This is a genomic window from Janthinobacterium sp. HH106 (genome assembly GCF_001758725.1).
Taxonomy (GTDB): domain Bacteria; phylum Pseudomonadota; class Gammaproteobacteria; order Burkholderiales; family Burkholderiaceae_D; genus Janthinobacterium.
On record NZ_LRIC01000056.1, the window covers coordinates 138,312 to 152,808 of the forward strand.

The 14,497-nt window shown below is 62.6% G+C and carries 13 protein-coding genes; 10 read left to right on the forward strand and 3 right to left on the reverse strand.

The features are described from left to right. The first annotated feature begins 136 nt into the window (after positions 1–136). Positions 137–355: a glycine zipper 2TM domain-containing protein gene (locus JAB8_RS21585; RefSeq protein WP_034758955.1), complete on the forward strand. Its 219-nt coding sequence runs from the start codon at positions 137–139 to the stop codon at positions 353–355. 119 nt (positions 356–474) lie between these two features. Here the strand turns inward: JAB8_RS21585 and JAB8_RS21590 are convergent, their stop codons facing one another. Then, positions 475–1,251 (reverse strand): Crp/Fnr family transcriptional regulator, encoded by a 777-nt coding sequence (locus JAB8_RS21590; RefSeq protein ID WP_083287389.1) that lies wholly within the window; start codon positions 1,249–1,251, stop codon positions 475–477. A gap of 183 nt (positions 1,252–1,434) precedes the next feature. Between JAB8_RS21590 and JAB8_RS21595 the strand changes: the two genes are divergently transcribed. From JAB8_RS21595 to JAB8_RS21605, 4 genes are all read left to right on the forward strand, one after another. After that, positions 1,435–2,094, forward strand: coding sequence for a glycine zipper 2TM domain-containing protein (locus tag JAB8_RS21595; RefSeq protein WP_070291346.1), 660 nt, complete (start codon positions 1,435–1,437; stop codon positions 2,092–2,094). Between the two features lie 165 nt (positions 2,095–2,259). After that, a complete protein-coding gene (locus tag JAB8_RS21600) occupies positions 2,260–2,505 on the forward strand; it encodes a hypothetical protein (RefSeq protein WP_070224908.1) in 246 nt (81 codons plus the stop codon). Positions 2,506–2,671: 166 nt separating this feature from the next. Then, positions 2,672–2,818: a lmo0937 family membrane protein gene (locus tag JAB8_RS29220; RefSeq protein ID WP_121670992.1), complete on the forward strand. Its 147-nt coding sequence runs from the start codon at positions 2,672–2,674 to the stop codon at positions 2,816–2,818. A 165-nt stretch (positions 2,819–2,983) separates the two neighbouring features. Continuing rightward, positions 2,984–3,670 (forward strand): OmpA family protein, encoded by a 687-nt coding sequence (locus tag JAB8_RS21605; protein ID WP_070224907.1) that lies wholly within the window; start codon positions 2,984–2,986, stop codon positions 3,668–3,670. Positions 3,671–3,887: 217 nt separating this feature from the next. Here JAB8_RS21605 and JAB8_RS21610 read toward each other — a convergent pair whose 3' ends face one another. Continuing rightward, positions 3,888–6,734, reverse strand: a complete 2,847-nt coding sequence (locus tag JAB8_RS21610) for a pitrilysin family protein (RefSeq protein ID WP_070291347.1) — start codon at positions 6,732–6,734, stop codon at positions 3,888–3,890. Positions 6,735–7,019: 285 nt separating this feature from the next. Between JAB8_RS21610 and JAB8_RS21615 the strand changes: the two genes are divergently transcribed. The 3 genes from JAB8_RS21615 (at position 7,020) to JAB8_RS21625 (ending at position 9,561) form a co-directional block, all read left to right on the forward strand. Beyond that, positions 7,020–7,307 (forward strand): hypothetical protein, encoded by a 288-nt coding sequence (locus JAB8_RS21615; protein WP_139143125.1) that lies wholly within the window; start codon positions 7,020–7,022, stop codon positions 7,305–7,307. A gap of 69 nt (positions 7,308–7,376) precedes the next feature. Then, positions 7,377–8,924, forward strand: coding sequence for a TerC family protein (locus tag JAB8_RS21620; RefSeq protein WP_070224904.1), 1,548 nt, complete (start codon positions 7,377–7,379; stop codon positions 8,922–8,924). A 67-nt stretch (positions 8,925–8,991) separates the two neighbouring features. Beyond that, positions 8,992–9,561 carry a DUF3617 domain-containing protein gene (locus tag JAB8_RS21625; protein ID WP_070291349.1) on the forward strand — a complete coding sequence of 190 codons (570 nt, stop codon included), beginning with the start codon at positions 8,992–8,994 and terminating at the stop codon, positions 9,559–9,561. Here the strand turns inward: JAB8_RS21625 and JAB8_RS21630 are convergent. Beyond that, entirely contained in the window at positions 9,549–10,658 is a 1,110-nt protein-coding gene (locus JAB8_RS21630; RefSeq protein WP_070291350.1) for a porin, read from the reverse strand. The two genes, JAB8_RS21625 and JAB8_RS21630, sit on opposite strands and share 13 nt — an antisense overlap. A gap of 320 nt (positions 10,659–10,978) precedes the next feature. Here JAB8_RS21630 and JAB8_RS21635 point away from each other — a divergent pair, with 320 nt between their 5' ends. Further along, complete coding sequence (locus JAB8_RS21635) at positions 10,979–13,090, forward strand: site-specific recombinase (protein ID WP_070225020.1); 2,112 nt, start codon at positions 10,979–10,981, stop codon at positions 13,088–13,090. Next, positions 13,087–14,478 carry a cardiolipin synthase gene (gene cls, locus JAB8_RS21640; protein WP_070291351.1) on the forward strand — a complete coding sequence of 464 codons (1,392 nt, stop codon included), beginning with the start codon at positions 13,087–13,089 and terminating at the stop codon, positions 14,476–14,478. Before JAB8_RS21635 ends, cls begins: the two co-directional genes overlap by 4 nt. Positions 14,479–14,497: the final 19 nt, after the last annotated feature.

The window sequence follows — 14,497 nt, forward strand, 5'->3', positions numbered from 1 at the left end:
CCTATGTGCGTTGCCGAACAGACCCTGCCTTGCCGCAATCCTATGCTGTGATCGTGCCTGAAACACACGGCGTCACGAAGTCATCCGGCCCATACCATGCCGGCGCCACGAGGTCTGAATTCATAGGAGAACTATCATGCAAATCATTAAAAAAATCGCCGCTACCACTTCCGTTGCCGCCCTGCTGCTGAGCCTGACGGCTTGCGCCAACATGTCCGGCCAGGATAAAAACACCGCCATCGGCGCTGGCGTCGGCGCCGTTGCCGGTTCCGTGCTGACCGGCGGCAGCGCTGTCGGCGCAGTCGGCGGCGCCGCTGTCGGCGGCGTGATCGGTAACCAGGTCAAGCCGAAGTAATTATTGCTCAAGAAAGCGGGGTGGGTGCGCAGGCGCCCGCCCCGCTTTTTTGCGTCTGCGGCACAAGGATGAAAGCAAGCGGGATGAGGGCAAGCCTGATGCAAGGCAAGCGAGGAAAGTCAGACGAAGACGTTGGCCATGCCGATGGTGCCGCTGTCCTTGACCAGCTCGTAACAGCGGCAGGAGACAGCTTCCAGGCCGGCGGAATCAAGGATTTCGATATTGCCGCGGCTGTAAGTAATCAGTTTTTGCTGTTGCAGCGCGCTCGCTGCCTTGGTCACGCCGACCCGCCGCACCCCCAGGGTATGGGCGAGGAATTCATGCGTGAGGTGAAATTTTTCGGATTGCAGGCGGTCGCGCGTGATCAGCAGCGAACGGGCCAGGCGCGCCTCGAGCACGTGGAAGCGGCTGCACACGGCAATCTGGATGGCTTGCGCCAGCAGGGTATCCGTGTAGCGGTACAGCAAGCGCTGCAGGGACTCGAGCTGCGCGAACTCGGCGCAGAAATCGGCACGCGCGATGCGGCTGGCCATGCCGGAACGTTGCACCACGGCACGCACTTGCGCCAGGTCATGACCGAGCGCGACGGACGCGCCCAGCACGCCTTCGCGGCCGACCGAGCCCACTTCCAGGGTCATGCGGCCTTCCGCCACGGCCAACAGCGAGATCAGGCAGTCGCGGGGGAAATAAATGTGGCCGATAGGCTGGCCCGGTTCGTACAGCACCTCGCCTACCTCGACCGTGACCGTATCGAACAACGCCGTCAAGTGCCGCAAATCGTGCTCGGGCAGGCTGGCCAGCAAGCGGTTGCCGGCGTCAGGCGCGCCCACGGACGACCCCAGGCCGGATCGGCCTGTATCGCGGGACAGGGTCATGCTGGCGTTCGTTAGTGGCATTGCTTTTCCTTGGTGTCGTTACAACTCGACATAATTTTTACTTAGCCTACGGTGCAGTACCGCCCATGTATGTACGGTGACGCACGGAAGCGAAGCAAGCGGCACAGCACACTGGCAATACACGCGAATCGCACGGATAACACGCACTACCCATTTCATTATTTTAAAAAACAGGAGCTTTCCATGACCACCACCACCAAATCCCTCCATCCGCTGGTACTTGCCGCCGCCGTCGCCGTCCTGCTGTTCTGCGGCGTGGGCACGGCGGCCCTGATGGGCTGGCTGCCTTCGTCCCAGAGCGACGCGCAGCCACTGGCAGCCGGCACTTCGGCCGAACAGATGGCCAACCTGCAGGCGAACCAGCCGCCAGCGAACCTGCAGCCCGCCGGTGCGCAGCCGCTGGCCGCTCTGCCGCCTCAGCAGCAACAGCAGCAACAGCCAGTGCGCCAGCCGCAGCCCCAGCAGCAACCGCAACAGCAATACGCGGCTGCCCCGACGCCGCAAGTGTGCAGCAACTGCGGCGTGATCGAAGCCATCCATGAAGTCAATACGCGCGCCGAAGGCAGCGGCGTGGGCGCGGCCGGCGGCGCCGTCGTCGGCGGCTTGCTGGGCAACCAGGTCGGCGGCGGCCACGGCAAGCAGCTGGCCACCGTGCTGGGCGCCGTAGGCGGCGCCGTGGCCGGCAATCAGATCGAAGGCAGCGTGCGCGCCACGCGCAGCTACAACATCGTCGTGCGCCTCGATAACGGCAAGACGCGCACCGTGCACCAGAGCGCCGCGCCGAACTGGCGCCAGGGCGACCGCGTGCGCGTCGTCAACGGCGGCTTGCGCGCCATGGGCTAAGCGGAGCGCGGCGCCGCCGCTGCCGCGATGAGTTGCAAATTCAACACACGCCCGGCCTGTCCGGGCGTTTTCTTTTTGACAATGTTCGTTGGCGTACAGATGAGTTTGCCGTCCCGCGAGATGATGCATTCAAGAAAGTTCAACGAATATCTTCAAGGAGGTGCGATGGAAAACGACAAGACAAACAGTCACCGGATCTGGCTCGGCTTTATCGGTGGCGGCATATTGGCCACGGCGCTGGGCTTTTGCGCGCTGGATCTGGCGCCCGTGCAAACAAGCGCGCCCGTGTTTGGCGTCATGCTGCTGTTGACCGGCGGCATGGTCAGCTGCCTGGCCGGCGCCGTCGGCATGGCCGGCATGCTGGCCTGGATACCGGGCATGGCCGATGAACACGCCGACCGCTCCCGCTAGTTGAGCCTTGTGTACGACAGCGTACAGAACACAATGAAAACAAAGTAGACACTTAGTCATGGCATAAGCGTTCAGCGACCCGGTCGCTGCGCAATGACAAAAACTGATGACGGCGCAAGGCCAAGGCAGCCGCCGTCATCCACACATTACTCTCGGAGGACACATCATGCTGTATACAATCGCCGTCGTACTCATTATTCTTTGGCTGCTGGGCCTGGTAACTTCCTATACCATTGGCGGCTTCATCCACATCCTCCTGGTGGTGGCAGTCATCATGATCCTGTTGCGTCTGATCAGCGGGCGCGGTTTATAGAGGCCACTCCATTGGCCAGACAGGGGCGGCGCGCGTGCAAACGGGCGCCGCCCTTTTTCCGCCTTTTGCGTACAGCGTGCGCGCACTGGCACACTGCGGCATTTTGCAGTAACGTGTGCAGGTAATTCCTGGGTATGTCCCAATAACAAAACAAGGAGAAAATCCATGAAAGAAGCATTCAAAAAAGGCCCTGGCGCCACATCCCTGATCGGTATGCTGGTGATCGCACTGGCCGCCACCGGCTGCGCGGATATGTCCTCGACGCAACGTGGCACGGCCACGGGCGCCGGCATCGGCGCGGGCCTGGGCGCCTTGATCGGCGGCACCACCGGTGGCGGCAGCAGCGGCCGCACGGCCGGCGGCGCGCTGATCGGTGCCGCAGCTGGCGCCGTGGTCGGCAATATCTGGTCGAACCGCATGGAAAACCAGAAGCGCGCGATGGAGCAAGCGACACAGGGCACAGGCGTGCAAGTGTCGCAAACGGCCGATAACCGCCTGAAAATGGAAATCCCGAGCGACATTTCCTTCGATACCAACCGCGCCGACATCAAGGGTAACTTCCGCCCCATCCTCGACCGCTTTGCCGCCACCCTGAACGAAAACCCGAACACCACGGTCAGCATCATCGGCCATACGGACAGCACGGGCAGCGATTCCATCAACGAACCGCTGTCGGTGGAACGCGCGGCCCACACGCGCGACTACCTGGCCATGCGCGGCGTCTCGCCGACGCGCGTCGTCACGGAAGGCCGCGGCGCCCGCGAGCCGATCGCCTCGAATGCGGATGCGGCCGGACGCGCACGCAATCGCCGCGTCGAAATTTACGTAGCAGAGCTAGCCCCACGGGGGTAACACCGAACCAAACCTACTGCGCGTCGGTATAGGCGGCCTGCGATGCTCACCGTACCAGAGTACGGTTGCGCTTCTCGGCCACCTCTCCCTTCCGCTCGCTACGGTTTTGTTCGGTGTCGGGACGTTGACATCAAAATCAAGATCGTAAAAAAACCCGCCGGCAAGGTCACTTGCCAACGGGTTTTTTTCCATTTAAAGCAGCTTATTTTGAAGTAGCTTATTTCGACGTCGTTGCCTTGGCGCCGCTGTCGCCCTCTTTCGCCACCTTGGCAAAGTCGCCCGCCGTCACGATCGAGACGGCCGATGGCTTCAGGTATTCGCGCAGGCCCTGGTTCACTTGCGCCAGCGTCAAGGCGGCCACTTTCGCTTCCAGGTCCTTGTCGTAAGCCATGGTACGGTCTTGCGCCAGGTAGCTGGCGAGGCCGCTGGCCAGAGCGCTGTCCTGCGTGCGGCTTACTTCTTCCGATTGCAGCCAGCCCTTTTTCGCCTCGGCCAGTTCCGCTTCCGAGAACCCGTCGGCCAGCGCCTTGGCGATTTCCTCGCGCAGGGCCGCTTCCACCTTGACCGTGTTTTGCGGCGCGCTGATGGCATACGCCATCCAGTAGCCGGCCGGCTCGCGCGACGGCACGCTCACTTGCGAACCGACGCCGTACGACAGGCCTTCCTTCTGGCGGATGCGGTCGGCCAGGCGGCTGCGCAAGGCGCCGCCACCGAGCATGTGATTGGCGATCAGCAAGGCCGGATAGCTGGCGGCGTCATCCTTGAGGGGAATCGGCTGGATGGCGAACAGCACGCTGTTGGCCTTGTCCGGCGTTTCCAGCGTGACTTTCTCGCCGCTCACAGGCTTAACGGCATCGGGAATGCGCACATACGGCTGCTGCGTCTTCCAGCTGCCGTACAGGCTGGCCACTTGCGCCTTCAGCGCGGCCGGGTCGAAGTCGCCCACGGCGGCAAACGTGGCGTTCGACGCGCCATAATAGGCGCCATGGAAGGCTTTCACATCGGCAACCTTGATGGCTTTCCATTGTGCCAGTTCGGCCGGCAAGGTGGCCACGTGGCGCACATGGCCTTCCGGCGTGGCGTCGAGCAGGCGGCGGAAGGCGTTCACGGCCAGCGGCTGCGGCTCAGGCAATTCCTGCTCGGCGCGGCCGACGCGCTCGCGCTGCAATTCCAGAAATTCCGTTTCGTTCAAGGCCGGCTTTTGCAGCACTTGCGCCAGCAGGTCCATGGCGGCAGGCAAGTTCTCGCGCTTGCCCGTCAGCATGGCGGTCACGCCTTCGGCGCCGCCGGAGATGGCTACTTGCATGCCCAGCTGGTCGAACTTGTCCTTTACTTCCTGGCGCGACAGTTTATCCGTGCCGCGCGACAACAGACTGGCCGTGTAGCTGCCCACTTGCCCCTTGCCGCGCAGGCTCTCTTCGCTGCCGAGCTGCAGTTTCAACACGACGCTGACGGTATTGCCCTTGGTTTTCTTCGGCAGCAAGGCGCCCTTCAAGCCGTTCGGCAAGGTAAAGCGCGTGGTGCGCGCTTCGATATTGTCGGGACTGGGGTCGAACGCTTCGCCCTGCGCCACGACGGCGCGGCCCGTGTAGCCGGCCAGTTGCGGCGCCACGTCGGCATAGGCCGGCACAACGGTACGGTCCGGCGCATCGGTGGGGATGAAGCGGCCCAGGGTGCGGTTCGAGCTCTTCAGGTATTTCTCGGCCGCCGCCTGCACCTGCGCCGTCGTCAGCTTGTCGAGCTGGTCGCGCTGCAGGAAGAACAGACGCCAGTCGCCGGCCGCCAGCGACTCCGTCAGGGCGATCGTCATGCGCGCCGTATTCGACGTGATCAGTTCGACCTGCTTGTTCAGCTGCTGTTTCACGCGCGCCACTTCCGCATCCGTGACCGGCTGCGACTTCAAGTCTTCCAGCACTTTCAGCATGGCCGCTTGCGCCGCGTCGAGGTTGCCATCGACGGGCACCAGGGCGCCGAACAGGTTGTAGCCCGGCTCCAGATTGCTCACCGAGTTGTATTCGATCTTGCTGGCCAGCTTGGTTTCCACCAGCGCCTTGTGCAGACGGCCGGCGGGCGCGTCCGTCAGCACGTGACCGAGCACCTCGATGGCGACAGCGTCCGGGTTGCCGGACGGCGCCACGTGGTAGCCGGCGCCGACGAACTGCGTGCCGCCGCTGCGGCGCACCGTCACGGCGCGCTCGCCATCCTGCACGGGTTCGGCCGTGTAGGTCGGTTCGATCACGCGCGTCGGTTTCGGGATCTTGCCGAACAGTTCATTGATCTGCTTCAACACCTTCGCTTCATCGAAGCGGCCCGCCACCATCAGCACGGCGTTATCCGGCTGATAATATTTATGGTAAAACGCTCGCAGGCGGGGAATGTTGACCTGTTCGATGTCGGAACGGGCGCCGATGGTCGACTTGCCGTAGTTGTGCCAGTCGTAGGCAACGGCCTGGATGCGTTCGCTGGTCACGCCGATCGGGTCGCTCTCGCCCATTTCGAACTCGTTGCGCACGACCGTCATTTCGCCCTTCTGCGTCTTCGGATTCCACAGATCGTTCTGGTCGATGGCCGCGTTGACCATGCGGTCCGCTTCCATGGCCAGCATCTGGCGCAGGTTGTCGTCGTTGGCGGGGAAGGTGGCGTAGTAATTGGTGCGGTCGTACCAGGTGGTGCCGTTGAAATCGGCCCCTGTCGAGTTCAGGATCTCGACGGGGGTTTTCGTGCCCTTCCTGACGCCGAAGTTGGCGCTGGGCTTGAACAGCAAGTGCTCGAGCAAGTGGGCCATGCCCGTTTCGCCGTAGTTTTCATGGCGCGAACCGACCAGGTAGACGATGTTGGTGGTCAGGGTCGGCTTGCTGGCGTCCGGGAACAGCAGCACGCGCAAGCCATTGGCCAGGCGGTATTCGGTGATGCCTTCGACGGACGTGACTTTGACGGCGGCGGCACGGTTCGATGCGGCCTTGCCGGTTTTCTGAATCGGCGCGGCTTCGACCGGGGTGGCGGCCAGGATGAACGACGGCGAGAGGATGCCGGCGGCAAGCAGGAGGGCGGTAATTGGTTTCAAATCGGAGTCCTGGTAGCACTACGTTATTAGACAAGCGCAAAAGCGGGCGCAATGGAATACGAATGCAAGAATTGCCATGGACCCACGCTGCGTCTTCGCTGCCCAGGGAAATCATTGCTCTCGCAATTTACGTCATGCTTGTCAGTTACGCAAGTGCCTGTCATCGGGCTGTTATGTGCGCGTGTTATACTCCACAGTTCCGGAACTATCTGCCTGTATATGAGACGAGCTCTCGTCCTGCTCTGCCTTTTTGTCTTCATTGCCTTACCCCAGGCGTTCGCCAGCATGGCTGACGCCAGCCCTTCCCCATTCCAGCATGCAGTCGCGGCCGGCACTACTGCCACGCCTGCCTTTGTCGCCGATTGCCTTGACCCCGGCGCCCATGCGGGCTTGCCCGGCGACAGCTGCGACGCCGACGAATGCGACAACGACCCCATCACGCTATACCCGACCTCGCGCCAGGCGGCGCCGTTTTGCGCCATCATTTGGCAAGCGGGACCGGGGGCACTTGCCGAAGCGGACGCGCGGCAGGCCACCCGGCCGCCGCGCGTCCGCCGCCACATCACGCAATAGCAACACGATTCCCTGGGGCACTGGCCGCCAGGCAAGCTTGATACTTACTGACTTTACAAGGTTACACACATGGAATGGTTATTTGACCCGACAATCTGGGTCGGCCTGCTGACGCTGGTCGTACTGGAAATCGTACTGGGTATCGACAACCTGATTTTCATCGCCATCCTGGCCGAAAAGCTGCCGCCGCACCAGCGCGACAAGGCCAGGGTGCTGGGCCTGACCCTGGCCCTCGTCATGCGGCTGGGCCTGCTCTCGCTGATTTCCTGGCTGGTCACCCTGACGACGCCCTTGTTTTCCATATGGGCCTTCTCGTTTTCGGGGCGCGACCTGATCCTGCTCATCGGCGGCCTGTTCCTGCTGTTCAAGGCCACCAGCGAGCTGCACGAGCGCCTCGAAGGCGTCACGCATGCCCAGACGGGACCGAAAGTCTACGCCGGCTTCGGCCTCGTGGTGGCGCAGATCGTCGTGCTCGACGCCGTCTTTTCGCTCGACGCCGTCATCACGGCCGTCGGCATGGTGGAAAACCTGTACGTGATGATGGCGGCCGTCGTCATTTCCATCGTCGTCATGATGCTGGCCTCAAAGGTGCTGACGCGCTTCGTCAACGCCCATCCCACCGTCGTCGTGCTGTGCCTGAGCTTTTTGCTGATGATCGGCCTGTCCCTGGTGGCCGAAGGCCTGGGCTTCCACATTCCGAAAGGCTATCTGTACGCCGCCATCGGTTTCTCGATCGTCATCGAGTTCTTCAACCAGCTGGCGCGCCGCAACTTCCTCAAGCTGCAGTCGAACGCCCCGCTGCGCGACCGCACGGCACAAGCCGTGCTGAGCCTGCTGGGCGGGCGCAAAGGCCGCGAAGCCGTGGAAGAGCACGAAGTCAAGGAATTGCCCGACGTCTCCGCCTTCGGTGTGGAAGAGCGCAACATGGTCAGCGGCGTGCTGACCCTGGCCGAACGCTCGATCCGTTCCGTGATGACGCCGCGCGGCGACGTCTCCTGGGTCAACCTGAACGACAGCAGCGACAAGATGCTGCAATTGCTGCGCGACACGCCGCACAGCATGATTCCTGTCTGCAATGATGACCTCGACAATGTGGTCGGCATCGCGCGCAGCAAGGACCTGATCGAGGACCTCGTCTCGCGCGGCAAGATCGACCCGGCCAGCATGCGCGAAGCCGTCGTCGTGCCGGAAGCGGCCGGCGTGCTGAAAGCCATGGAGACCCTGAAGCGCTCGCGCGGCCAGCTGGTGCTGGTGGTAGACGAGTTCGGCACCGTGCAAGGCGTGCTCACGCCAATCGATATCCTGGAAGCCATCGCCGGCGAATTCCCCGACGAGGACGAGCAGCCGGACGTGGAAGTGCTCGGTCCCGGCCACTGGCGCATCGACGGCGCGACGGACCTGCATTACCTGGAGCAAGTATTCGAGACGGAAACCCTGGTCAGCGAAGACGGCGAGTACAACTCGCTGGCCGGCTTCCTGCTGGCGCATTTCGAAAACATGCCTGCCGTGGGCGAAGTGCTGGAACTCGACGATCTGCGCTATGAAATCCTCGAGGCCGACGAGCGCCGCATCGCCAGCGTGGACGTGCGCCGCATCGAGCCCGATCACAGTTTGTAACACAATGGCAAGCGTGCCCCGCTTGCCATGCCGTATGCTGGGGTCTGCCTTTTCCGGAGACGCCCACATGAAACATTCTTTGCTACGCCTGACCCTGCTCGCTTGCGCCGCATTCGGCAGCCAGGCCATGGCCGCCGCGCCATCGGCCACCATCAAGCCTGGCCTGTGGCAAGTCGACAGCAAGATGGCGTCGCCCGACGCCGCCACCGACAATGCCATGTCCATGGTGCTGCAGCAGCTGGGCAACCTTCCTCCCGATCAACGCAAGCAGCTGGAAAGCATGGCGGCCAGCCGCGGCATGGCCATGCCCACCGTGGGCGCCGACGGCGCCGTGCGCGTGACGGCGTGCGTGACGCCCGACATGGCGGCGCGCAAGCAGATTCCCACGGGCCAGCCCGGCGATTGCACCTCGAAGAACAAGGACATCGCGGGCGGCATGCAGGTGTCGTTCACGTGCGCGAATCCGAAATCGAGCGGCGAAGGCCAGGTGCTGTTCTCGGGCGACCAGGCGTTCAGCATGCAGCTGGCCGTGACGACGAGCGCGCGCGGCACGCCGGAACAGGTGAATGTGACGAGCAACGGCAAGTGGCTGGGAGCAACGTGCCCTGCCCCATCCGCCGCCGCTCAGAAACCGTGACGGAAGCCCATATTAAAAGCCGCGTCGCCGCGCCCCGCATCGCTGGCATTGCCCACCGTGTAGCGGGCGCCGTTCTTGTTGTGGATCTTCGCGTAGGACGCGTAGAAATCGCTGCGTTTTGACAGGGAATACGTGAGGCCGACGGCCACCTGATTGGCGTCGCGGTTGGCCAGGTCGCGGTCATCCTTGCGCACGTACGAGGCCAGCAGCTTGAAACCGCCCACGGGCACGGACACGCCCAGCAAGGTGTCGCGGCTGTCGGACGACGACATCGACAGGGCCAGCGAGCTGTAGGCATTGTTCGGGTCCCACGGCGAGCTGCCATAGCCCTTGTTCACGCCCACGGCGGCAAAGGCGGTGGCCACTTTCAGGTCGATGTTCGCCGCGATCAGGGTGTTGCGCGACGACATGTCGATGGCGGGCAAGGTGCCGGAGGCGAGGATGAAGTTGTTCTTGCGCTGGTGCGACACGCTGACATTCACGGCGCCGGACGAATAGCCGAGGGTGGCGCCATATGCGCGGTTGTTGGCGCTGCTGTACGGCGACTCGCCGAAGCTGTAGATGGCGCTGGCCGTCACGCCGCGCAAGGCGGGCGTCACGTATTTGACGGTATTGTCGTAGCGTTTCACGCTGTAGCCGGCCAGGTTGCTGGCGCTGCCGGCCATGCCGCCCTTGAACGGGTCGGCCACGTCGGTGAGCGCCAGGTATTGCAGGTTGTACTGGCGCCCCAGGGTCAGCGCGCCCAGGCGGCTGTCCAGGCCCACGTAGGCTTGCCGGCCGAACAGGCGGCCCTCGTCCGACTGGCCCGTGTCGTTCTGGACGCCCGCTTCCAGGGTAAACACGGCGGAAACGTCGTTGCCCAGCGCTTCGCGCCCCTGCACGCCCAGGCGCGAGCCGGACGCGACGCCGCCGGACACCTTGGTGCCGGCGCAACCGGCGGCGCAGCCCCGCTCGGCCACGATGCCCGCGTCGAGCACGCCGTACACGGCAACGTTGGTGGATGCGGCACTGCCCGCGCCATCGGCAGCCTGGGCCGTCGCGCCCAGCGCGAAAGGCCCCATCCCTATCACAGCAAGCGCAAAATACGAGGTCTTCATGATAAATATCTCGGTGACGTGAAAAGTAAACTACCCGGTATTGATCAGGACATGCGCTGTGTGTCTGATCCAAGTGTTACCTTATCCTCGCTTTTTGTCCAGCCATCCGTGCGTTGTACAACAGAAACTTCAGCTTAGTCCCAAGAAACACGTCGCACACTGACAACACGCAAGATTGGCCATGATTGTGGCAATATGCGGCAAAATGGCGTGAATTGCAGGCCCTGCCGTAAAGCAATGTTCGGTGGCGAACGTTGCGCGATCTGACGCAGGCGGTACACTACTGGTTTTACCGACAGCGGCTCGCCCGTTTTTTCTGCATGCTAGCTATCCTCGAACGCATTGACCCCAACTCCAGCAATATCGACTTGCTGGTGGAATTATTCAACTCATTGCGTCCCAAGCGCCCCCACGACAGCGCTACCGCGATCGCCAACGTGCGCACCCTGCGCCAGCTTCTCAAAGGTAACCCCGCCCAGGCGCGCGCCCTGCACGAATACGTGCTGCGCGTGCTGGCCGCACGCCGCCACGCCAGCCTGTACACGGACATCGGCGTGCTGTCGAACAGCGGCTTCTTTACAGAATTGAAACGCCGCATCGCCTACCGCATGCTGCCGCCCGCCCTTGGCGATGAATACCTGAACGACGCGCTCGACCAGGTGCTGTACCTGAAGACCGATTATTTGTGGATCAGCAACGTGCCCGCCACGGACTGGCTGGAACTGTTCGACGTGCTCACCAGCGACGAGGTCGAACTGGCCGTCGGCGACGGCAATATCATGTTGCCAGGGATGCTAGACGCCATCCGCACCTTGTCTTACCGCGTCTGCGCCATGGGCCTGGAGCCGGAACTGACGCGTTTCCACAATGAAATCGAAGTGTTCCAGTCGCCGTTCATGGTGCAGAACACGGAAGTGAACGCCTACCTGGATGCCTACTCGAGCCTGCTGCAAGGCGATATCGAGCACATCGAGGACGCGCGCCATTTGCTGGTGATGCTGGACCAGTGCGACGCCGTCATCGCCAAGATCCGCAAGAAGGCGCTGTACCAGGGCACCAGCATTCCCCTCACGTATTTACTGGTGGCGCTGGCGCAGAGCATCGACCGCCTGCGCAAGCTGCTGTTCCTCGTCGACACGAGCGGCGAGCTGCCCGCATCGAACAACGTGGACATCGACGCCATCACGGTCGACGCCACGCAGGACTTGCTGCACCCGCAGCCCGTCAGCCGCCGCCGCGCGGGCGCCGTGGGGCTGGCGCTGGAACTGATACGCGCGCATAACCACAAATACAAGGTCAGCGACCTGTTTTCCGACAATATCAACTTGCTGGCGCGCAATGTGACGGAAAACGCCAGCCGCACGGGCGAGCACTACATCGCGGAAAACCGCCGCGAAATGGGTGCCATGTTCCTCTCGTCCGCAGGCGCGGGCGTGATCATCGGCTTCATGGCCCTGTTCAAGATATTGATGTCGTATTTGCGCTCGGCGCCGCTGGTCGAAGCGTTCATGTTCAGCATGAATTACTCGATCGGCTTCATGTTCATCCACTTGCTGCACTTCACGGTGGCCACCAAGCAGCCGGCCATGACGGCTTCGCGCATCGCCGCCGGCCTGCACAGCAAGGATGGCCGGAATATCGACCTCGACAGCATGGCGGAACTGATCAACAAAGTGTTCCGCACGCAAAACATGGCCGTGCTGGGCAACCTGGCGACGGCCATCCCCACGGCGTGGCTGATCGCACTCGGCTACAAGGCGATCACGGGGCACAACCTGGTATCGCCGGAAAAAGCCATGCATCTGCTGCACGATATCGATCCCATCGGCAGCCCCGCCATCTTCTACGCCATGATCGCCGGCGTGTGCCTGTTCGTGGCCGGCCTGATTTCCGGCTACTACGATAACCAGGCGCTGTACACGCGCTGGGCGCAGCGCATCGCGCAATTGCGCGGCCTGGGCCGGGTGATCGGCCAGGAGCGCTTGCAGCGGCTGGGCCTGTACCTGGAAAACAACCTGGGCGGCCTGATGGGTAACTTCTATTTCGGTATTTTGCTGGGCTCCATCGGCACGCTGGGCTTTTTGATCGGCCTGCCCATCGATATCCGCCACATCACCTTCTCGGCCGCCAACTTTGCAACAGCCCTGGTGGGACTCGACCACAATATGAGCTGGCAACTGGCCGTCAAGTCGCTGTCGGGCATCTTCGCCATCGGCACGGCCAACCTGCTGGTCAGCTTCGGCCTGGCCCTGTGGGTAGCCCTGCGTTCGCGCCAGGTGCGCTTCAAGCACGGCATGCAATTGTTGAAAATCCTGGGCAAGCGTTTCCTGCGCTCGCCCATCGTCTTCTTCTTTGGTTCGAAAAACCCGCCGCCCCTGGCACTGGCCGATGATACGGCAAACCTGTCACTGACAAACAAGGCTCAAAAATGACCGCTAGGCGCATGCAACCCTGTCTCACCGCCCTCCTGCTGTGCTGGACCCTGGCTGCATGCGCCTCGCTGCCCAATGTCAAGAACCTCAACACCACCCTCGAACCCGTGGCCAAGCCCAAGGTGATCACGGGCAAGGGCGCCGTGCTGAACGTCAACAGCCGGGCCGCCCTGCTCAACAAACGCTGGGCCAAGTCCGGCATGGACTTGAAGACCCAGGCCGCGCTGGAAGAGGCGGCCACGGGCGTGCCTCTGATCAAGGGCAACAAGGTAACCCTGCTGTTTGACGGCCCGCAAACCATGGCCGCCATGTTCCAGGCCATCAGCGAAGCGAAGAACAGCATCAACCTGGAAACGTATATCTTCGACCAGGACCCGCTGGGCCTGAAGTTTGCCGACATGCTGATCGAAAAGCAGCAGGCGGGCGTGACGGTCAACGTCATCTACGACAGCGTGGGCACCATCGGCGTGCCGCAAGCGTTTTTTGAGCGCATGCGCGCGGCCGGCGTGCACCTGGTGGCCTTCAACCCCGTCAATCCGGCCAAGCTCAAGGGCGACGACTGGAAGATCAACAACCGCGATCACCGCAAGGTGCTGATCGTCGACGGCAAGACAGCGTTTACGGGCGGCATCAATATCAGCGATACCTATGCGAAAAGCTCGCTGTTCCGCTCGAAATCGAAGCCCACCGACAAGAAGGACGTGGGCTGGCGCGACACGCACGTGAAAGTGGAAGGCCCGGCCGTGGCCGCCTTCCAGTGGCTGTTCATCCGCACCTGGGCCCAGCAAGACCAGGCAGACTTGCCTGACGCCAATTATTTCCCCGTGCTGTCCGAAGTGGGCGACAAGCTGGTGCGCGTGGTGGCCAGCGAGCCGGAAGGCGGCTTTGAAATCTACAAGGCCTACATCCTGGCCATCCAGGAAGCAAAAAAATCGATCCACATCACGTCCGCCTATTTCGTGCCCGACCAGCAGACGGTCGACGCGCTGGTCGCGGCCGCCAAGCGGGGCGTGGACGTCACCGTGGTGCTGCCCGGCGTGTCCGACAGCGGCCTCGTGTTCCATGCGGGACACGCACTGTACGACCAGCTGCTGGCCGGCGGCATCCGCATTTTTCACTTGAAACTGGCCGTGCTGCACGCCAAGACGGCCGTCATCGACGGCGCCTGGTCGACGGTGGGCTCGACCAACATCGACATGCGCAGCTTCCTGCACAACAGCGAGCTGAACGTGATCGTGCTGGGCGACAGCTTCGGCAGGGAAATGGAAAACGCCTTCCAGGAAGACTTGCGCGACTCGGAAGAGATCACCAAGGCGAAATGGGAAACCCGGCCCATCTCCGACCGCATGAAGGAATGGGCGGCCCGTTTCATGAATTACTGGTTATAAGCACCGATCAGGCGACTGG

Bases quoted from the DNA above. Each gene is read 5' to 3' on its own strand.
- JAB8_RS21590 (WP_083287389.1), bottom strand. From the start codon at position 1,251: ATGCCACTAACGAACGCCAGCATGACCCTGTCCCGCGATACAGGCCGA.
- JAB8_RS29220 (WP_121670992.1), top strand. From the start codon at position 2,672: ATGCTGTATACAATCGCCGTCGTACTCATTATTCTTTGGCTGCTGGGC.
- JAB8_RS21605 (WP_070224907.1), top strand. From the start codon at position 2,984: ATGAAAGAAGCATTCAAAAAAGGCCCTGGCGCCACATCCCTGATCGGT.
- JAB8_RS21600 (WP_070224908.1), top strand. From the start codon at position 2,260: ATGGAAAACGACAAGACAAACAGTCACCGGATCTGGCTCGGCTTTATC.
- JAB8_RS21635 (WP_070225020.1), top strand. From the start codon at position 10,979: ATGCTAGCTATCCTCGAACGCATTGACCCCAACTCCAGCAATATCGAC.
- cls (WP_070291351.1), top strand. From the start codon at position 13,087: ATGACCGCTAGGCGCATGCAACCCTGTCTCACCGCCCTCCTGCTGTGC.
- JAB8_RS21585 (WP_034758955.1), top strand. From the start codon at position 137: ATGCAAATCATTAAAAAAATCGCCGCTACCACTTCCGTTGCCGCCCTG.
- JAB8_RS21620 (WP_070224904.1), top strand. From the start codon at position 7,377: ATGGAATGGTTATTTGACCCGACAATCTGGGTCGGCCTGCTGACGCTG.
- JAB8_RS21595 (WP_070291346.1), top strand. From the start codon at position 1,435: ATGACCACCACCACCAAATCCCTCCATCCGCTGGTACTTGCCGCCGCC.
- JAB8_RS21625 (WP_070291349.1), top strand. From the start codon at position 8,992: ATGAAACATTCTTTGCTACGCCTGACCCTGCTCGCTTGCGCCGCATTC.
- JAB8_RS21615 (WP_139143125.1), top strand. From the start codon at position 7,020: ATGGCTGACGCCAGCCCTTCCCCATTCCAGCATGCAGTCGCGGCCGGC.
- JAB8_RS21630 (WP_070291350.1), bottom strand. From the start codon at position 10,658: ATGAAGACCTCGTATTTTGCGCTTGCTGTGATAGGGATGGGGCCTTTC.